Source organism: Ectopseudomonas composti (genome assembly GCF_001567565.1).
Lineage (GTDB): Bacteria > Pseudomonadota > Gammaproteobacteria > Pseudomonadales > Pseudomonadaceae > Aquipseudomonas > Aquipseudomonas composti_A.
On the sequence record NZ_LSSW01000020.1, the window covers coordinates 226,020 to 243,991 of the forward strand.

General features: G+C 64.8%; 18 protein-coding genes. 10 read left to right on the forward strand and 8 right to left on the reverse strand.

Features of this window, described 5'->3' with window-relative positions; all coding sequences use genetic code 11:
- Positions 1-76: 76 nt before the first annotated feature.
- Positions 77-994, forward strand: a complete 918-nt coding sequence (locus PCLY_RS07005) for a LysR family transcriptional regulator (RefSeq protein WP_061238574.1) — start codon at positions 77-79, stop codon at positions 992-994.
- Here the strand turns inward: PCLY_RS07005 and PCLY_RS07010 are convergent, their stop codons facing one another.
- From PCLY_RS07010 to PCLY_RS07020, 4 genes are all read right to left on the reverse strand, one after another.
- Positions 995-2,299, reverse strand: coding sequence for an NTP/NDP exchange transporter (locus PCLY_RS07010; protein ID WP_061238575.1), 1,305 nt, complete (start codon positions 2,297-2,299; stop codon positions 995-997).
- A gap of 1 nt (position 2,300) precedes the next feature.
- On the reverse strand, positions 2,301-3,221 hold the full coding sequence (locus PCLY_RS07015; RefSeq protein WP_061238576.1) for an aldo/keto reductase: 921 nt from the start codon (positions 3,219-3,221) through the stop codon (positions 2,301-2,303).
- A 235-nt stretch (positions 3,222-3,456) separates the two neighbouring features.
- Complete coding sequence (locus tag PCLY_RS25010) at positions 3,457-3,624, reverse strand: hypothetical protein (RefSeq protein WP_197432151.1); 168 nt, start codon at positions 3,622-3,624, stop codon at positions 3,457-3,459.
- Positions 3,625-3,769: 145 nt separating this feature from the next.
- Positions 3,770-5,254 carry a flavin-containing monooxygenase gene (locus PCLY_RS07020; protein WP_061238577.1) on the reverse strand — a complete coding sequence of 495 codons (1,485 nt, stop codon included), beginning with the start codon at positions 5,252-5,254 and terminating at the stop codon, positions 3,770-3,772.
- Positions 5,255-5,362: 108 nt separating this feature from the next.
- On the opposite strand from PCLY_RS07020, the gene PCLY_RS07025 reads away from it, so the two are divergent.
- Genes PCLY_RS07025 through PCLY_RS07045 form a run of 5 tightly spaced genes read left to right on the forward strand, consistent with a single transcriptional unit; the run spans position 5,363 to position 9,321 of the window.
- Positions 5,363-5,839 carry a hypothetical protein gene (locus PCLY_RS07025; RefSeq protein WP_061238578.1) on the forward strand — a complete coding sequence of 159 codons (477 nt, stop codon included), beginning with the start codon at positions 5,363-5,365 and terminating at the stop codon, positions 5,837-5,839.
- A gap of 46 nt (positions 5,840-5,885) precedes the next feature.
- Positions 5,886-7,025, forward strand: coding sequence for an ABC transporter permease (locus tag PCLY_RS07030; RefSeq protein ID WP_061238579.1), 1,140 nt, complete (start codon positions 5,886-5,888; stop codon positions 7,023-7,025).
- On the forward strand, positions 7,022-7,807 hold the full coding sequence (locus tag PCLY_RS07035) for an ABC transporter ATP-binding protein (protein ID WP_061238580.1): 786 nt from the start codon (positions 7,022-7,024) through the stop codon (positions 7,805-7,807). Before PCLY_RS07030 ends, PCLY_RS07035 begins: the two co-directional genes overlap by 4 nt.
- Positions 7,808-8,725, forward strand: a complete 918-nt coding sequence (locus tag PCLY_RS07040) for an MlaD family protein (RefSeq protein WP_061238581.1) — start codon at positions 7,808-7,810, stop codon at positions 8,723-8,725.
- Positions 8,722-9,321 carry an ABC-type transport auxiliary lipoprotein family protein gene (locus PCLY_RS07045; RefSeq protein WP_061238582.1) on the forward strand — a complete coding sequence of 200 codons (600 nt, stop codon included), beginning with the start codon at positions 8,722-8,724 and terminating at the stop codon, positions 9,319-9,321. The genes PCLY_RS07040 and PCLY_RS07045 overlap by 4 nt, the downstream gene beginning before the upstream one ends.
- Positions 9,322-9,327: 6 nt before the next feature.
- Here PCLY_RS07045 and PCLY_RS07050 read toward each other — a convergent pair whose 3' ends face one another.
- From PCLY_RS07050 to hslO, 3 genes are all read right to left on the reverse strand, one after another.
- Positions 9,328-11,256 (reverse strand): RecQ family ATP-dependent DNA helicase, encoded by a 1,929-nt coding sequence (locus PCLY_RS07050; RefSeq protein WP_061238583.1) that lies wholly within the window; start codon positions 11,254-11,256, stop codon positions 9,328-9,330.
- A 168-nt stretch (positions 11,257-11,424) separates the two neighbouring features.
- A complete protein-coding gene (locus tag PCLY_RS07055; RefSeq protein ID WP_061238584.1) occupies positions 11,425-12,966 on the reverse strand; it encodes a phosphoenolpyruvate carboxykinase in 1,542 nt (513 codons plus the stop codon).
- A gap of 168 nt (positions 12,967-13,134) precedes the next feature.
- Positions 13,135-14,022, reverse strand: coding sequence for an Hsp33 family molecular chaperone HslO (gene hslO, locus PCLY_RS07060; protein ID WP_061238585.1), 888 nt, complete (start codon positions 14,020-14,022; stop codon positions 13,135-13,137).
- A gap of 216 nt (positions 14,023-14,238) precedes the next feature.
- Here hslO and PCLY_RS07065 point away from each other — a divergent pair, with 216 nt between their 5' ends.
- On the forward strand, positions 14,239-15,033 hold the full coding sequence (locus PCLY_RS07065) for a phosphatase PAP2 family protein (protein ID WP_061238586.1): 795 nt from the start codon (positions 14,239-14,241) through the stop codon (positions 15,031-15,033).
- Positions 15,034-15,161: 128 nt separating this feature from the next.
- On the opposite strand, the gene PCLY_RS07070 is transcribed toward PCLY_RS07065, so the two are convergent.
- Positions 15,162-15,593, reverse strand: coding sequence for an RNA-binding S4 domain-containing protein (locus tag PCLY_RS07070; protein WP_061238587.1), 432 nt, complete (start codon positions 15,591-15,593; stop codon positions 15,162-15,164).
- A 113-nt stretch (positions 15,594-15,706) separates the two neighbouring features.
- Here PCLY_RS07070 and rimB point away from each other — a divergent pair, with 113 nt between their 5' ends.
- Genes rimB through PCLY_RS07085 form a run of 3 tightly spaced genes read left to right on the forward strand, consistent with a single transcriptional unit; the run spans position 15,707 to position 17,972 of the window.
- The gene (gene rimB / locus PCLY_RS07075) at positions 15,707-16,177 is read left to right on the forward strand and encodes a retropepsin-like aspartic endopeptidase RimB (protein WP_061238588.1); all 471 of its coding nucleotides are present in this window, start codon (positions 15,707-15,709) and stop codon (positions 16,175-16,177) included.
- Positions 16,174-17,079 carry a 30S ribosomal protein S6--L-glutamate ligase gene (gene rimK, locus PCLY_RS07080; RefSeq protein WP_061238589.1) on the forward strand — a complete coding sequence of 302 codons (906 nt, stop codon included), beginning with the start codon at positions 16,174-16,176 and terminating at the stop codon, positions 17,077-17,079. Before rimB ends, rimK begins: the two co-directional genes overlap by 4 nt.
- Entirely contained in the window at positions 17,076-17,972 is an 897-nt protein-coding gene (locus PCLY_RS07085; RefSeq protein ID WP_061238590.1) for a S66 peptidase family protein, read from the forward strand. Before rimK ends, PCLY_RS07085 begins: the two co-directional genes overlap by 4 nt.

A 17,972-nucleotide genomic window follows, 5' to 3' on the forward strand; every position in this document is an offset into this window, starting at 1 on the left:
CCAGAAGCTTGGGTCACCATAAGCAAGCCGCTACTATTTTTTGAAATTTAGTCTTGTGATACGACATATTCAGCATATGAATTTCAGCAACTTCGACCTCAACCTGCTGCGCGTACTCGACGCCCTGCTGCGCGAACAGAACGTCTCGCGCGCCGCCGAGCGCCTGGCCCTGAGCCAGCCTGCCGTGAGCAATGCACTGAATCGCCTGCGCGAACTGCTCGGTGATCCGCTGCTGGTCCGCGTGGGCCGGCGCATGCAACCGACACCACGGGCGTTGGCGCTGGAGGCACCGATCCGCAGCGCCCTGCGCCAGCTGGAGCAGAGCCTGAGCGCCGGGGAGAGCTTCGAACCGGGTGAAAGCCGCCAGCGCTTTCGCATCGCCGTCACCGATTACGTGGAGCTGGTGTGCATGCCGCGCCTGCTCGACCGTCTGAGCCAGAAGGCGCCGGGCATCGGCATCGATATTCGCCACCTCAGCCCAAGCCTGCCGATGGAGGCACTGGACAAGGGCGAGTTGGATCTGGTGCTGGGTCGCTTCGACGAGATCCCCGCGCGCTTCGCTCGCCGCCACTGGATGAGCGAGACACTGAAACTGGCGGCGCGCAGCGACCATCCGCTGCTGCACAGGCATCTGGACCTAGCCACGTTCCTGCGCCTGCGCCACCTCTGGGTACATGGCGGCCAGACCCGCGGCATGGTCGATCAGTGGCTGGGCGAACAGGGCCTGTCGCGGCAGATTCTCTACACCACGCCCAACTACCTGCAGGCCGCGCATATCGTCGCCGGCAGCGAGCTGACCGCCGTGCTGCCCACCGCCCTGGCCCGGCATTTCGCCACGCTGCTGCCGCTGCAACTGTTCGAACTGCCCTTCAGCCTCGGCCCCTTCCACCTGGAAGTGGTCAGCCTGGCGCAGCGCCAGCGCGATGCGGCGCTGCAATGGCTGATCGAGGAAATCATCGCGGTGGCCGATGCTGAGGCTGCGCCGCGAGGGTGATCAGGATGGTTCCGCGCGCGCCTGTCGCTCGGCGTCCCGATCCGCACGTCCACCCAGATACCAGCCGAGCACGCCCCATAGCGCGGCGCACAGTGCCCCGACCATGGCGACCAGCCAGGCACCCTGGCCGAGCAAGTCCAGACCGGCCTTGGCCCAGCCGCTGAGGGCATCACCGCCGCGATAGACCACGGTGTCGATGAAGTTCTTCACCTTGTACTTGCTTTCGGCATCCAGCGGCGCGAAGAGCATTTCCCGCCCCGGCCGTACCAAGGCGTATTCACCGATACGGCGCACGATCATCAGCCCCGCCAGCATGGCAAAGGTCGGCGCCAGCGCCAGGCCGACGAAGCCCAGGCAAACCAACGCCGGCACGATCGACAGCAGCACCCGCACGCCGAGCTTCTGCGCCACCCGGCCGGTGATGAACAACTGCGCGGTCAAGGCACCGGCCTGCACGACGAAATCGATCACGCCGAACACCCGCACCTGCGCCGCGCGATCCGGAAACAGCTCGGCCACCAGGCGCGCCTGCTCGAAATAGAGGAAGGTGCTGACCGAAGTCAGCAGCAGGATGAACGCGCCAATGCCGAGCAGGTAACGCGAGCCGAGCATGCGCGTCAGCCCGCTGAAGGGGTTGCCCGGCACCGGGCGGCGCGGATTTTCGCGGCTCACCGCCCCGGGCCGACCAGCGCCTTGGCGCTCGCGCCACGTCATCAGGTAACGCTTGAGCGCCATGGCCGCGCCCAGCAGCACGGCCGCCATCAGCATCAATCCGGATTCACCGACAATCCCCACCAGCAGCGCGCTCAGCAGCGGCCCGCAGAGCCCACCGACGCTGGCGCCCGCTGCGATGAAGGCGAACAGACGACGCGCCTGGGCGCCGTCGAACACGTCGGCCATCAGGCTCCAGGCCACCGATACGACGAACAGGTTGTAGACCGAGATCCACACGTAGAACACCCGCGCCAGCCACAGGCTGTCGTGATCGAGGCGAAACAGCAGGACAAAAACCAGCAGGTTGAGACAGAAGAAACCGTATACCCAGTCGATGAAATGGATGCGCGGGACCTTCGAGTTGAGCCAGGCCAGCAGCGGCACCGCCAGCAGCATGGCGACGAAGGTGGCGCTGAACAGCCACTGCAGGTTGTTCACTCCGCCGGTGATGCCCATCGCCTCGCGGATCGGCCGCAGCATGAAATAACCGGCGAACAGGCAGAAGAACAGGGCGAACCCGGCCAGCACCGCCGCCAGCTCCTGGCTCTCGGCGTTGATCGCCCGCGCCAGGCGCCGGGTCAGAGCCTGCATTTCAGGCGAACAGTTCGATGATGCGCTGGCGCTGCGCCGCGTCGGGCAAGCGCCCCTGCCCGGCGAGAATGTTGTCAGCCATATAACGGGGGTTGGAGGAGGCCGGAATCACTGCGGTCACCGCCGGATTGGCGAGGATGAACTTGAGCATGACCTGTGCCCAGGAGGTGGCGCCCAGTTCCATCGCCACCCAGTCCGGCAGGCTCTTGCCCTTGACCCGATCGAATAGCGCCGCGCGCTGAAATGGCCGGTTGATCAGCACGGCGATGCCCTTGTCGGCGCAGAACGGCAACAGCTCACGCTCGGCGTTGCGCTCACCGATGGAATAGTTGAACTGAACGAAATCCACCGGCTCCTTGCGCAGGACCTCGAGCAGACGATCGTGGGCGGAATCCAGATAGTGGGTAACGCCGATGTAACGCACCCGCCCCTGCGCCTTGAGATCGCGCAACAGGCCGAGCTGAGTACTGGTGTCCTGCAGGTTGTGCACCTGCATCAGGTCGATGGTGTCGGTGCGCAGCGCGGCGAAACTGGCCTGAACCTGGCGCTCACCGGCAGCGCGCCCGGTGGAGGACACCTTGCTGGCCAGAAACAACTTCTTGCGCATGTCGTCTTCAGCAGCCAGGGCACCGCATACCGCTTCTGCACGCCCGTAGCTGGGCGCGGTATCCACCAGGCTGGCACCGCCGTTGACCAGTTCCCGCAGCACGTCGCGCAGTGGCTGCAGGGCCTCGTCGGTCATGGCCACATCATGAGTGCGTGAGGTTCCCAGGCCGATCACCGGCAACTGCTCGCCGCTGCTGGGAATGGCCCGGGTCAGCAGGGTCTCGGAGACGGAAGCGAAAGACGGTAACCAGGGCATCAGGGCGGCCAGCGCCGCCAGACTGGCGCTGCCTTGCAGGACTCGACGACGACTGGGCATGACGTGGTTCCTCGAACAGTGACCGATTGGTTATAGGCACTGACCACGCAAGGGCCAAGGCGTTACATCCACTGGCGGCACGAGATCGAACGAAGCAAGTCGAGAGGAAAACCGCTGCAGCGCGGCGATGACGGTAGCGACAGAGGAAATAGGGCAGGCCCCAGACGCAATATCCGGTAACCAAAAACGCCGCTGCGCCACAGGGGATAAAGGCGCAACGGTCGGGAAACAGTGATCAGGCAGCGCGCGCAGCCGACTCGCTGATCAGCATCCCGTGGGAGACGAGATAGCAACGATGGCCGTTCTGCAGGGTAAGGGGGTTACGGCTGGAAATGCTCCAGCCCTTGTTCAGTAGTTGCTCGATGTGAGCACGCAGTGCCGGTAAATGGCGCTGTTCCTTCATGGCCGACCTCTCGTTATATGGGGTGCCCAGCACCCGCTAGCTCATCCGTGACGCACTTCGCAAAATAGTAGTGGCGCAGTGCCAGGAAATAAAGCGGCGCAATTCTGCATTTTTTTGTAGGACATTCGCTATAGCCGTGTTGCCATCAAGGCTGCGTCAACGCCCCCTGCTCCGTTCTCTGCGGGGAGGAGAACAGCAGATAGTCGTCCTCCAGCTTGCCGTAGCGCAGCAGCGCCAGATCCAGCAGGTAGTTCTGGTGCAGCTTCCATGGCACGCGGTCGCCCTGAGCCGGCAGCAGGTGCGAGGCGCGTTCGATATAGCCCGACTGCAGGTCGAGAAAGGGCTCTGACCGCACCTCGCCGTCGCTATCGCGCGGCGTCACCTGACGCATGCCGATGCGCTGCATATGGTTGATCAGGCGGCAGAAGTACTCGCTGGAAAGATCGGCCTTGAGCGTCCAGCTGGCATTGGTGTAGCCCATCACCACCGCCAGGTTGGGCAGATCACGCAACATGATGCCGCGATAGCCCATGCTCTTCGGCGCTTCGAAGGGCGCACCATCGACGCTCACGGCGATACCGCCGAACAGCTGCAATTGCAGGCCGGTGGCGCTGACGATCACATCCGCTGCCAGCTCCTCACCGTTCTTCAGGCGAATACCTTGCGCGGTCAAGCGCTCGATCTCAGCCGTCAACACCTGCGCCTTGCCCTGGCGCAACACGCGGAACAGATCGCCGTCAGGCACCGCGCAGACGCGCTGGTCCCAGGGCTTGTAGCTGGGGCTGAAGTGGCGCAGATCGACGTCGCCCAGTTGCCGCCGCACCAATCCCAGCAGCACTCGGCGCACCAGGTTGGGAAAGCGCTTGGCCAGTTTGTAGAACACCAGTTGCAGGGTCACGTTGCGGCCGCGTGCCAGGCGATACACCCACGTCTCGGGCACAACACGGCGCAGCGCATTGGACAACCCATCGCGCTGCGGCAAGTTGATCACATAGCTGGGTGATCGCTGCAGCATGGTGACCTGCGCGCCCTGCTCGGCCAACGCCGGCACCAGGGTCACGGCGGTGGCGCCACTGCCGATCACCAGCACGCGCTTGCCGCTGCAGTCGAACCCCTGCGGCCACTGCTGCGGGTGGATGAAGGTGCCCCGATAGTCATCGCGCCCGGCAAAATCCGGGGTGTAGCCGGCCTCGTAGCGGTAGTAGCCGGTGCACATCATCAGGAACTGACAGCTCATGTGCAGCGGCTCGCTGTCGTCGCCGCGCTGCACCAGCAGTTGCCAGGTGGCGCTGGCACTGCACCAATCGGCCTTGAGCACCTTGTGGCGATAACGGATCAGCCGCTCGATACCCTGCTCGGCGGCGGTCTGCTCGATATAGCGGCGGATCGACGGACCATCGGCGATGGCCTGGGGGTCGCTCCAGGGCTTGAAGTTGTAGCCGAGGGTGTACATGTCCGAGTCGGAGCGGATGCCCGGATAGCGAAACAGATCCCAGGTCCCGCCCATGGCTTCGCGCCCTTCCAGCACGGCGAAACGCTTACCCGGGCACTGGCGCTGGAGATGACAGGCAGCGCCGACGCCAGACAGGCCTGCGCCGATGATCAGGACATCCAGGTGTTCCACGGACATGAGACACACTCGCTAGAGATGAATGCTGAGCTTCACCCTAGTCGAGAGCGCTGTCATCCGTTCTTTAGTGTGGCTAGAGTGGCTCAGGAATAACCGGCGAGAGCACTCATGAACACGGCCAACTGGGAACTGCTGTCCTACATCGTCACCGTGGTGGCGTTGCCGTTTGCCATCGCCGTATTTCTCTTCGAACAGCGCAAGGAACGGCAGAACGAGGAAGACGCCACCTGGCAGCAGGTGTCCGACGCCTACATCGACTTTCTCGAAGTGGTACTGGCCAACCCCGACCTGCGCCTGCGCAGCCAGCGCGCGACGGCCAATCTCAGCGACGAGCAGCAGGAGCGCATGCTGGTGATCTTCGACATGCTGGTGTCGCTGTTCGAGCGCGCCTACCTGCTGCTCTACGAGCCGAAGATGGACGAGAAACGCCGACGCCGCTGGCACTCCTGGGAGGATTACATGCGCGAATGGAGCCGCCGCGAGGATTTCCGCGAACGCCTGCCGCAACTGTTGCGCGGTGAAGACCCGGGATTCGCTGCCTATATCCAGCAACTGGCCGTGGAAGAAGCGCGCAATGCCGAGTGAACCACACGACTGGTCGGATGCGCCCGTGCGGCGCTAAGCTGTGGCGATGACCACACCCTACCTGACCACGCAGCAGACCAGCAGCACGGACGCCGCCAGCGGCTTGCGGCTGGGAGGCGACTGGACGCTGGCCCACTACAACCGACTCGAGCCCCAGGTTCTGGCCCTGCGCGAACGGATCCAGGGCGAGGAGCCCGTCGACCTCAGCCAGCTGGCGGCCTTGGATACCGCAGGTGCAGCCCTGCTGGTGGAGCTGTTCGGCAGTGAACGACTGCGCCGGCTGATCCAACAGGCACAGCTCGACGAACAGCACCGCTCCCTGTTGCTGACGGTAGCCAACGCCATGGCCGGCAGTAGCGAGACGCACACCACAGCGGAGCCGTCGGTGCTGCGCGAGGTGCTCGGGCATATCGGTGAAGTGGTCGAAAGCCTGTGGCACCAGGGCCGCGCGCTGCTCGGTTTCATGGGCCTGACCCTGACCAGCATGCTGGCGATAACCGTGCGCCCGGCGCGCTGGCGCCTGACCTCGCTGGCCGCGCATCTGGAACAATGCGGGCTCAATGCGGTGCCCATCGTCGCCCTGCTGACCTTTCTGGTGGGCGCCGTGGTGGCCTTTCTCGGCGCCACCATCCTCGCCGACTTCGGCGCCAGCATCTACACGGTGAACCTGGTCGCCTTCTCCTTCCTGCGCGAATTCGGCGTGCTGCTCACCGCCATTCTCATGGCTGGCCGCACCGCCAGCGCCTTCACCGCACAGATCGGCTCGATGAAGGCCAACGAAGAAATCGACGCCATTCGCACCCTCGGCCTGAGCCCCATCGAGCTGCTGGTGCTGCCGCGGGTGTTCGCCATGCTCATCGCCCTGCCGATCCTGACCTTCATCGCCATGCTCAGCGGCATGCTCGGCGGCGCCCTGGTCTGCGCCCTGTCGCTGGACATTCCAGTCGCCATGTACCTGTCGATCCTGCAGGACAGTGACCTGCTGCGGCACCTTCTGGTGGGTCTGCTCAAGGCCCCGATCTTCGCCTTCCTGATCGCCCTGATCGGCTGCCTGGAAGGCTTCAAGGTCAGTGGTAGCGCGCAATCGGTGGGTGAGCACACCACCTCGGCGGTGGTCCAGTCGATCTTCGTGGTCATCCTCCTCGACGCCCTGGCGGCGCTGTTCCTGATGGAGATGGGCTGGTGAATCGGGACAAGGTCATCGAGGTACGCGACCTGTGCAATCGCTTCGGCAGCCAGGTGGTGCACGAACATCTGGATTTCGACCTGTACCGTGGCGAGATTCTCGGCGTGGTCGGCGGCTCCGGTACCGGCAAGTCGGTGTTGCTGCGCAGCATCGTCGGCCTGCGCCGGCCCAATGCCGGCACCGTACGCGTTTTCGGCGAAGAGCTGCTGAGCCTGTCGGCCGAGAAGCGCTCGCAGCTGGAACGGCGCTTCGGTGTGCTCTACCAGCGCGGTGCGCTGTTCTCCTCGCTGACCGTCAGCGAGAACGTCGCCCTGCCGCTGATCGAGCATGCCGGCCTGTCGCGCGCTGCCGCCGAGCGCCTGGCGCGGGTCAAGATCGCCCTGGCCGGCCTGCCGCAGGATGCCGGCAGCAAGTATCCCAGCTCGCTGTCCGGCGGCATGGTCAAGCGCGCCGCCCTGGCCCGCGCCCTGGCACTGGACCCGGACATCCTGTTTCTCGACGAGCCCACCGCCGGCCTCGACCCGATTGGCGCGGCGGCCTTCGACCAACTGATCCGCACCCTGAGCGACAGCCTGGGCTTGAGCGTGTTTCTGGTGACCCACGACCTGGACACGCTGTACAGCATCTGCGACCGGGTCGCGGTGCTGGCGCAGAAGAAGGTGCTGGTGGCCGATCGTCTGGACGTGGTGGCGGCCACCGACGACGCCTGGATTCAGGAATATTTTCACGGCCCGCGTGGACGCGCGGCCGCACAGACCGCTGCGGCGGCAGGGAGTCAATGAATGGAACCCAGAGCCCATCATGTGCTGATCGGCCTGTTCACCGTGCTCACGGTGGGCGCGGCACTGCTGTTCGGCCTGTGGCTGAGCAAGGCTGGAGCGGACCGCGCCTTCACCGACTACGAGGTGATCTTCAACGAGGCGGTCACCGGCCTGTCACAGGGCAGCGCCGTGCAGTACAGCGGTATCAAGGTCGGCGACGTGATCAGACTGGGGCTCGACCCGGACGACCCACGCACCGTGCGCGCCCGTATTCGCATCGTCGGCAATACCCCCATCAAACAGGACACCCGCGCGCGCCTGTCGATCACCGGCATCACCGGCCTGGCGGTCATCCAGTTGCATGGCGGCAGCCCGGAAAGCCCGGCGCTGGAAAGCCAGAATGGAAAGCCCGGCATCATCATCGCCGACCGTTCACCGCTGTCGCGGCTGATGGCCAACGGCGAAGACCTGGTGGTCAACATCACGCGCCTGCTCAACCGCGCCAACCGCATGCTGTCGCGTGAGAACGCCGAGCGCGTGTCGCGCACCCTGGAGAATCTGGAGCAGGCCACTGCAGGTATCGCCGAGCAACGCGGTGAGCTGGGCGAAGTCCTGCGCCAGACCAGTGCCGCCACCCGCGAAGCGGCCGAGCTGATGCGCACCGCCAATCACCTGCTCGACGGCCAGGGCAGCCAGGTGCTGGAGAATGCCGAGCGCCTGATGGCTTCGCTGGAACGCAGCAGCCGCACTATCGAGGAGCTGCTGCAGAGCAATCGCAGTGCGCTGGACAACGGCATGCAGGGCCTCGCCGAGCTGGGCCCGGCGATTGGCGAACTGCACGACACCCTCAGTGCCCTGCGCGGCTTCTCCCGTCGCCTGGAGCAGGACCCCACCGGCTACCTGCTGCGCAACGACAGCATCAAGGAGTTCCAACCATGAAGCGTCTGTCCCTGCTGCTGGCCGCCAGCCTGCTCGGCGCCTGCTCGATCCTGCCGCAGAGCGAACCGCTGGATATCTACCTGCTGCCGGGCGCCATGCTGCCGGCGCAAACCCAGCGCGTCGACTGGTCCTTGCGGGTGGACAGCCCGAGCAGCAACCAGATGCTCGACGGCACGCGCATCATCGTGTTGCCCGAGCCGGGCCGGATCAACACCTATCAGGGCGTACGCTGGAGCGAGCGCACCCCGCAGTTGCTGCGCGGCCGCCTGCTCGACGCCTTCCACGACGACGGACGGATTCAGGCACTGAGCAACGAGGAACAGCGCCTGCAGGCCGACCTCGAGCTGGTCAGCGACCTGCGCAGCTTCCACAGCCAGTACCGCGACGGTGTTGCCGAGGCGCTGATCCAGCTCGATGTGCGCCTGGTCGACGCACGCGACCAACGCATCCTCGCCAGCCGCCGCTTCAGCGTCAGCCAGCCGGCACGCGACACCTCGATTGCCTCGGTGGTGACGGCCTTCGGTCAGGCCGGCGATCAATTGTCCCGCGAGCTGGTGGACTGGACACTGGCCGAAGGACAGCGCGCCATCCCGTAGGATGCGCTACGAGATCGACGTCTCGAGCCAGGTTCGCACTTCAGCGTAAGGGTAATCCTCCAGCGCAGCGAAGCCGGCCAGCTGACGCGCCTTGAGCTTGGTCAACAGCGGCGTGGTCACACCACAGAGAAAGCGCGTCAGGCACTCATGGCTCGGTCTTTCGCCGGCGTGCTGCAGGTGCTTTTCGACGAAGGCCGCGCATAGCGCCTGCGCATCACGAGCGCTCAACGGCGGCAGCTCTGGCGGTTGCGGCAGGGTGGCGACACGTCCCAGGCATACCGAGCAATGCCCACAATGCTCGGGCGCCTGCTCATCACCGAAGTACAGCGCCAGGCGCCGGCTCAGGCATTCACGGCTCTCGAACAGGGCGAGCATGGCCTGGATGCGGGCGATTTCGCTGCTCTCATGAGCGCGAAAGTGCGCGTGCAGATCATTGGCCAGCGCCGCCACATCGAAGTCGCCGTCGAGCACGGCATAGACCTCGGTCATCTGCTTGCTTTCCAGCTCCAGCCAGCCCTTTTCCTGGAAGTAATCCAGCGCTTTGACCACCCGCGCACGCTCGGCGCCGTGATCGCGGTACAGCACATCGAAATCCAGGGTATTCCACGTCCGCGCGCGGCGAGAGCTGGACAGGATGGACTCTACGAACAGACGGCGCTCGCCGTCGAACTTGGCCAGCAGCGCCTCGTCATCGAGCAGCAACTTGAAGCGGTACTCGGCGAAGTAGGCATAGCGCGGCGCAATGACGCCACGCAGCTCCAGCTGCACCAGCAGGGTCTTGAGCGGCAGCGCGCGGATATTGCTCAGATCCGCCAGCTGATTGAGCATCAGCTCCCACTGCCCACCCGTGCCGACCGCGCGTAGGTCGTCGAGCACGGCGCGAATGCCAGAGAGTTCTGGCGTGTCGCCATAGACGAAGTTCTCCAGCACGCTGAGGCCGTCGCGGCTGGCCAACACCAGACAATCCGAAGCCTGACCATCGCGCCCGGCACGACCGATCTCCTGGCTGTAGTTCTCCACCGACTTGGGCAAGTCGAAGTGCACCACATTGCGGATGTCACGCTTGTCGATGCCCATGCCGAAGGCGATGGTAGCGACGATGCATTCCAGCTCGCCGGCCATGAAACGGCGCTGGATCGACTCGCGTGCCTCGTGCGCCATACCGGCGTGGTAGGCGCTGACCGCCAGGCCGTCGCGCGCCAGGCGTTCGGCGACCTGCTCGGCGCTCTTCTGCTGGGTGACGTAGACGATGCTCGCCTGGCCGCAACGCGGTGCCAGCCAATCCTGCAGGCGCCGCAACTTGGCGCCGCCGGGCACCGGCTCGACCAGCAGATTGAGGTTGGGTCGATAGAAGCCGGTGGTGACCACATCCGCCTCGGCGATGGCGAATTTCTCGCGCATGTCGGCGATCACCTTGGGCGTCGCCGTAGCGGTGAGCAGCAGCACCTGATTGATGCCGAACTGGCGCTGGTAGTCGGGCAGCTTGAGGTAGTCCGGGCGGAAGTTGTGGCCCCACTCGGAGATGCAGTGCGCCTCGTCGACTACCAGCAGAGAGATCGGCACCTGGGCGATGAAGTTGCGAAAGCGCTCGTTTTTCAGGCGCTCCACCGAGATCATCAGGATCTTCAGCTCGCCGCTGCGGGCGCGGTTCATCACCTCGGCAGCCTGCTCGCGACTTTGCGCCGAGTCGATGCTGGCCGCCGCGATGCCATGGGCATGCAGGAAGGCCAGTTGATCCTGCATCAGCGCCAGCAGCGGGGAAATCACCAGCGTCAGGTGCGGCAGGTGCAACGCCGGCAACTGGTAGCACAGGGACTTGCCCGAGCCGGTGGGGAAGATCGCCGCCGCCGAGCGGCCAGCGAGCACGGCACTGATCACCGCCTCCTGACCGGGGCGCAGACGCTCGAAGCCGAAGACACGTTTGAGGGTGGACATGCGCTGTCACTCCGTTGACCGCTGAATGGCCCATGACCATAGCGCGGTCGCGTAGGGTGCGCCATGCGCACCGCCGTATTGACCGATGAAGCCGGTGCGCTCGGCGCACCCTACCCCATGAATGACAAAGCCGCCCGAAGGCGGCTTTGTCAGAGAACACGGCTCAGCTTACAGCTGCGGGCCGGCGTTCTTGATCGCTTCACTGACATCGAACTTGGCGAAGTTATCGATGAACAGCTTGGCCAGGCCCTTGGCGGCTTCGTCGTAGGCGTTCTTGTCAGCCCAGGTGTTGCGCGGGTTGAGCAGGTTGGTGTCGACGCCCGGCACGGCCTTCGGCACGTCCAGGTTGATGATCGGCAGGTGCTCGGTCTCGGCACCGATCAGCGCGCCGCTCTGGATGGCCGCGATCACGCCACGGGTGGTGGGGATGTTGAAGCGCTTGCCGACGCCATAGCCGCCGCCAGTCCAGCCGGTGTTGACCAGGTAGACCTTGGAGCCGAAGGCGTTGATGCGCTTGATCAGCAGCTCGGCATAGACGCCAGCCGGACGCGGGAAGAACGGCGCGCCGAAGCAGGTGGAGAAGGTCGACTTGATGCCGCCGCCCGAACCCATTTCGGTGGAACCGACCAGCGCGGTGTAGCCGGACAGGAAGTGGTAGGCCGCCTGCTCGTTATTGAGGATCGACACCGGCGGCAGTACGCCGGTCAGGTCGCAGGTCAGGAAGATCACGGCATTCGGCTCGCCGCCCAGATTCTTCTCGCTGCGCTTCTCGACGTACTCCAGCGGGTAGGCCGCGCGGCTGTTCTGGGTCAGGCTGTCGTCGGCGTAATCCGGAGTACGGCTGTCGTCGAGCACGACGTTTTCCAGCACGGTGCCGAACTGGATGGCTTTCCAGATCACCGGCTCGTTCTTCTCGGACAGGTCGATGCACTTGGCGTAGCAGCCACCTTCGACGTTGAACACCACGCCCTCGCCCCAGCCGTGCTCGTCATCACCGATCAGGTAACGCGACTCGTCGGCGGACAGGGTGGTCTTGCCGGTGCCGGACAGACCGAAGAACAGGGTCACGTCGCCTTCTTCGCCGATGTTGGCGGCGCAGTGCATCGGCAGCACGTCTTTTTCCGGCAGCAGGAAGTTCTGCACGGAGAACATGGCTTTCTTCATTTCACCGGCGTAACGCATGCCGGCGATCAGCACCTTGCGCGCTGCGAAGTTGATGATCACGCAGCCGTCGGAGTTGGTGCCGTCACGCTCAGGCACGCACTCGAAATTGGCGACGTTGAGGATCTGCCACTCGGCCTTGGCGCCCGGGTTGTAGGACTCGGGGTTGATGAACAGCTGACGGCCGAACAGGTTCTGCCAGGCGGTAGCGGTGGTCATCTTGACCGGCAGGTAGTGCTCTTCGGCGGAGCCGACGTGAACGTAGGAAACGAAGTGATCCTGAGCGGCGTTGAAGGCCTCGACACGCTCCCACAGGGCAGCGAACTTGTCGGCTGGGAACGGACGGTTGATGTTGCCCCAGGCGATTTGAGCCTCGGTGCTCGGCTCCTGAACGATGAATCGATCAGCCGGCGAGCGGCCAGTGCGATGACCGGTGCGTACGACCAGCGCGCCGTTGGCGGCCAGTTCCCCTTCACCACGGCGAATGGCTTCTTCGACCAGTTGCGCGGCGCTGATGTCGGTGTACACGGCGTTGTTGGCTTGCGTCATGAGGGTCCCCGTCGGCCGCTGGCCGAGTCTTCCGAACGTTGTGTAGTACAGGGGCAACTGCGCTACACGGTAAAAAAGTCGCGGGAGTATGCCAGAAAAGCGATCAGCTTGGCAGCCTCCGATCCGATCTTGCCCCGATAGTGACAGTCTATTGGCGCGAGAGGTTCATCAGTGACGGGTCTGCGACGGCGCCTCGCTACCGGCTCCGGCGAACAGCTGGGCGATGTCGGCGGCATCGAAGGCATAGCGTTCGTTACAGAACTGACAGTCGATCACCACGCTACCGCCCTGCTCGGCCAGCAAGAGCTCGGCATCGGCCTGACCGAGGCTGGCCAGGGCACTGGCCGAGCGCTCACGCGAGCAGCTGCAGCGAAACTGCAGCGGCTGCTCGTCGAACAGACGCACATTCTCTTCGTGGTAGAGGCGATGCAGCAGCGTCGCGTTGTCCAGGCCCAGCAGCTCTTCGGCGCTCAGGGTGTCAGCCAGGGTCAGCACGTGGTTCCAGCTCTCGGCGCGTGCCTCGGGCTCGGTCTGGTGGTGCACCGGCAGTTGCTGCAGCAGCAGACCGCGCGCACGTTGGCCGTCGGCCTTGAGCCAGAAGCGCGTCGGCAACTGCTCGGAGCTGGCGAAGTAGTTGGACAGGCACTGCGCCAGGTCCACGCCGTCCAGGTCGACGATACCCTGGTAGCGCTGGCCACGGGTCGGATCGATGGTGATTGCCAGCACACCTTGGGGCATCAGGCTCTGCAGGTCGGCATCGGCGCCGATCTGCTCGCCGTCGTAACGGGCAATGCCGCGCAGCTCACGGGCGCTGGAGCACTCCACCATCAGCAGCGACAGCGGGCCTTCGGAGCGCGCCTGCAGCACCAGCAGGCCGTCGAACTTGAGGGTACCGACCAGCAACGCGGCAGCGGCCATCATCTCGCCGAGTAGCTGTGCCACCGGCTGCGGGTAGGCGTGTTTGGCCAGCACATGAGCGTAGCTCTCGCGCAGAGCGACCATCTCACCACGCACATCGGTGTCGTCGAAGAGAAAGCGTTGACTGAAGTCGTTCATGGCGGGTGGCCCAGGGTCTGTAAAAAAGGCTGGCGATTTTATGCACAAATGCCGGCACAACCAAGGCCCGAACGTCATGTGCGCGCGCTCACAAAAAACGGATTCAGCCCTGAACCTGGACTGAACAGCCGCACAGATGGCCTTGCACTGTCGCCAAGAGTGCCTATCATCCGCGCGCCCGAAAGGGTCTGTCATAAATCTGCAAAGGGACTTCTCATGTCGAGCACGTTCATCAATCGCCACTGGCAACCACGCGCCCTGCTGGTCTGCCACCTCGTGGCCGTCGTGCTGCTCGTCAGCTGGTTATGGCAACCCACGCGCGAGCTGTGGAACCACTTCGACCTGTGGCTGTTCAAGCTGCTCAACGACCCGGTACACGCTGGCGGCCTGTGGGCACACATCTGGGCCATCGGCAGCATGCGCCCGGTCGATGCGGGCGTTGGCGTGGTCATGCTGGCGGTCATGCTCAAGGCCGACCTGGTGTTCACCGGGCCGCAGGTGCGCCGGGCACTGTTCGCCTTCCTGGTCGCCCTGGTGGTGATGCTGCTGATACGCGTGCTGTTTTCCGATCTGGTCGAATACATGGGCTGGCAGCACGCCAGTCCGTCCCTGGTGGTAGAAGGCAGCGCGCGCCTGACCGAAATGTTCCCGGCCTGGGAAGAACGCTGGGACCTGAAGGACAGCGCCAGCCGCAGCTTCCCCGGTGACCACGCCTCCGTGCTGCTGATCTGGGCCTACTTCATGAGCTTCTTCGCCCGCGGCTGGCGCCTGCTGCTGGTCTGGGGCATTACCGTGGTCGGCATATTGCCGCGCCTGGTGGCGGGCGCTCACTGGGGGGCAGACGCCTTCGTCGGCGGCGTATTCCTCAGCCTGCTGGCGCTGGCCTGGAGCTGTTACACCCCTCTGGGCTATCACGCCAGCGAATGGCTGGAGAAGATCACCCTGCCGATCACCTCGCGCCTGAGCAAACTCCCCCTGCTGGGCCGCCTGAGCATCGTCAGCGGACGCTGAACGAAGTAGCCCGGTGCAATCCGGGCTACAGGCAAGCGTGCTGCCCCGCCAGCCCAAGGCTGCGCCAACATCGGTCGGTGTAGGGGCGGTGCGGTGCGCAGCACAGCACATCCTACGGGCAGGTAGCGCTATTCGTCCTCGTCCGCCCAGGGGTGGCGCAAGCCGCCATCCTGCTGCTCGTTGAACTGGTGGATCTGTCGGCGCTGCTTCTTGCTCGGACGACCGTCGGTCTGTACGCCGAGGCCACCGGCCTTGCGCATCGCCGCAGCCTGTTCGCGGCGCGCGATGCTCTCTTCGGTTTCACGGTAGAGCAGTTGCGCCTCGGGCGCGCCACGGCGCACGGCGGACAGCGCCAGCACGACCACGGTGCGTTCGTCGAAACCGGTACGCAACACATATTCATCACCGACCCTGGGCTCCTTGCCCGGCTTGCAGCGGTCACCGCGGTGGTGCACCTTGCCACCTTCTATAGCCGCCTTGGCCAGGGCTCGGGTCTTGTAGAAGCGCGCCGCCCACAACCATTTGTCCAGGCGCACCTTGTCGTCGTCTTTTTCGCTCATCTAATACTCTGAAGGGGTTTGGCATTCGCACGCGCAGCGGATGCAGTTGTCACACGACACAACTAGAATGCGCGGAATCATAGGCGTTGTCGGCCGCAGGGGACACTCCCACCTTGAAGACTTTCGACCAGCTCAGCGTGATCGGCCTGCGTGAGTGGATCAATCTGCCCGAGCTCGGCATCATCGGCCTGCGTGCCAAGATCGACACCGGTGCCAGCACCTCCAGTCTGCATGCCAGCGACATCCAGCCGTTCCAGCGCGATGGCGAAGACTGGGTGCGCTTCACCGCCTACCTCGGCACCCAGGTACAGAGGCGCCATCGCTGCGAGGCGCAGCTGGTCTCGGTCAAACGCATCAAGAGTTCCAACGGTCAGGCGCAGAGCCGCTACGTGATTCGTACCCACCTGGCCCTGGGCGATCGCCTGTGGCCAGTGGAATTCACCCTGGCCTGTCGCAAGACCATGCGCTATCGCGTACTGCTCGGTTCCAAGGCGCTGATCACCGGCCAACTGGTGGTCAATCCTGCTCTCAGCTACGTGCAGGACAAACCCTCACTCTCCTCTGCCCTTCCAGGTGCCCAATGAAGATCGCCGTGCTGTCGCGTAACCCGCGTCTGTATTCCACCCGCCGACTGGTGGAGGCCGGCCAGCAGCGTGGCCACGAAATGGTGGTGATCGATACCCTGCGCGCCTACATGAACATCGCCAGCCACAAGCCGCAGATCCACTATCGCGGCCAGGCCATGGAGGGGTTCGATGCGGTGATCCCGCGCATCGGCGCTTCGGTGACCTTCTATGGCTGCGCGGTGCTGCGTCAGTTCGAGATGATGGGTGTCTACCCGCTCAACGAGTCGGTGGCCATCAGCCGCTCGCGCGACAAGCTGCGCGCCCTGCAACTGCTCTCGCGCAAGGGCATCGGCCTGCCGGTCACCGGCTTCGCTCACTCGCCGGACGACATTCCCGACCTGATCCAGATGGTCGGCGGTGCGCCGCTGGTGATCAAGGTCCTGGAGGGCACCCAGGGCATGGGCGTGGTGCTGGCCGAGACGCACAAAGCGGCCGAATCGGTGATCGAGGCCTTCCTCGGTCTCAAGCAGGACATCATGGTCCAGGAATACATCCAGGAAGCCGGCGGCGCCGATATCCGCTGCTTCGTGGTCGGCGACAAGGTGATCGCAGCGATGAAACGCCAGGCCAAGGCCGGCGAATTCCGCTCCAACCTGCACCGGGGCGGTAGCGCCAGCCTGATCAAGATCACCCCGGAGGAACGCATGACCGCCGTGCGCGCCGCCCGCGTGATGGGCCTGAACGTGGCCGGGGTCGATATCCTGCGCTCCAACCATGGCCCATTGGTAATGGAGGTGAACTCCTCGCCAGGCCTGGAGGGCATCGAGACCACCACCGGCAAGGACGTCGCCGGGATGATCATCCAGCACCTGGAAAAGAACGCCGAACCCGGCCAGACCCGCACCCGAGGCCGCGGATGAGCCAAGTGTTCGACGGCCGCCTGGCGCTGATCGCCCCCGCCGCCGCGATTGCCGAAGAGGTACTGGAAGCGACCCTGGCCCAGCTCGATGTGCTGGGCATCCGCTATCACCTGGGCCGGCACGTGCGCGCCCGCCATCGCTACCTGGCCGGCACGCCGGAGCAGCGCCTGGAAGACCTGCACCAGGCCTTCAGCCTGCCTGATATCAGCGCCGTCTGGTGCCTGCGTGGCGGCTACGGTTGCGCGCAACTGGTGGCGGACATCGACTGGAGCCTGCTGCGCCAGGCCAGCCCGCGTCCGCTGATCGGTTTTTCCGACCTGTCGATCCTGCTCGATGCCTTTCAGCAACGAGGCTTGCCGGCCATTCACGGCCCGGTGGCCACGGCGCTCGGTCATCAGGCGCTGTCTGCCCCTGGTGGCCAGCGCGAGCGCCTGGCCTCGATGCAGGCGCTGTGGAGTCTGCTCAAGGGCCAGCACCGCCAGCTACCCCTGCGTCACATCAGCGGCCCGCAACTAGCCATCGAAGGCACCTTGCAGGGCGGCAACCTGACGGCATTGGCCAGCGCATGCGGCACTGGCGCGGCGATGCGCCTGGCCGAGGACTCGATCCTGATTCTGGAAGACGTCGGCGAGCCCTACTACAGACTCGAACGCAGCCTCTGGCAGCTGCTGCACAGTTTCTCCGGGAAGCGACCACGCGCCGTATGCCTGGGCAGTTTCACCGACTGTCCGCAACGCGGCGTGCACCACAGCCTGGAGCAGATCGTCGGCGAGTACCTGGCGCCGCTGGGCGTCGCGCTGTACGGCGACCTCCCCAGTGGCCACGGTGACGTCAATTATCCCTGGCCCTATGGCCAGCGGGCGCGCTTGAGTGGCAACAGCCTGAGCTGGTAA

What these genes read in the sequence shown, in the direction of transcription:
- PCLY_RS07005 (WP_061238574.1), top strand. Translation starts at nt 77, where the DNA reads ATGAATTTCAGCAACTTCGACCTCAACCTGCTGCGCGTACTCGACGCC.
- PCLY_RS07010 (WP_061238575.1), bottom strand. Translation starts at nt 2,299, where the DNA reads ATGCAGGCTCTGACCCGGCGCCTGGCGCGGGCGATCAACGCCGAGAGC.
- PCLY_RS07015 (WP_061238576.1), bottom strand. Translation starts at nt 3,221, where the DNA reads ATGCCCAGTCGTCGTCGAGTCCTGCAAGGCAGCGCCAGTCTGGCGGCG.
- PCLY_RS25010 (WP_197432151.1), bottom strand. Translation starts at nt 3,624, where the DNA reads ATGAAGGAACAGCGCCATTTACCGGCACTGCGTGCTCACATCGAGCAA.
- PCLY_RS07020 (WP_061238577.1), bottom strand. Translation starts at nt 5,254, where the DNA reads ATGTCCGTGGAACACCTGGATGTCCTGATCATCGGCGCAGGCCTGTCT.
- PCLY_RS07025 (WP_061238578.1), top strand. Translation starts at nt 5,363, where the DNA reads ATGAACACGGCCAACTGGGAACTGCTGTCCTACATCGTCACCGTGGTG.
- PCLY_RS07030 (WP_061238579.1), top strand. Translation starts at nt 5,886, where the DNA reads ATGACCACACCCTACCTGACCACGCAGCAGACCAGCAGCACGGACGCC.
- PCLY_RS07040 (WP_061238581.1), top strand. Translation starts at nt 7,808, where the DNA reads ATGGAACCCAGAGCCCATCATGTGCTGATCGGCCTGTTCACCGTGCTC.
- PCLY_RS07045 (WP_061238582.1), top strand. Translation starts at nt 8,722, where the DNA reads ATGAAGCGTCTGTCCCTGCTGCTGGCCGCCAGCCTGCTCGGCGCCTGC.
- PCLY_RS07050 (WP_061238583.1), bottom strand. Translation starts at nt 11,256, where the DNA reads ATGTCCACCCTCAAACGTGTCTTCGGCTTCGAGCGTCTGCGCCCCGGT.
- PCLY_RS07055 (WP_061238584.1), bottom strand. Translation starts at nt 12,966, where the DNA reads ATGACGCAAGCCAACAACGCCGTGTACACCGACATCAGCGCCGCGCAA.
- hslO (WP_061238585.1), bottom strand. Translation starts at nt 14,022, where the DNA reads ATGAACGACTTCAGTCAACGCTTTCTCTTCGACGACACCGATGTGCGT.
- PCLY_RS07065 (WP_061238586.1), top strand. Translation starts at nt 14,239, where the DNA reads ATGTCGAGCACGTTCATCAATCGCCACTGGCAACCACGCGCCCTGCTG.
- PCLY_RS07070 (WP_061238587.1), bottom strand. Translation starts at nt 15,593, where the DNA reads ATGAGCGAAAAAGACGACGACAAGGTGCGCCTGGACAAATGGTTGTGG.
- rimK (WP_061238589.1), top strand. Translation starts at nt 16,174, where the DNA reads ATGAAGATCGCCGTGCTGTCGCGTAACCCGCGTCTGTATTCCACCCGC.
- PCLY_RS07085 (WP_061238590.1), top strand. Translation starts at nt 17,076, where the DNA reads ATGAGCCAAGTGTTCGACGGCCGCCTGGCGCTGATCGCCCCCGCCGCC.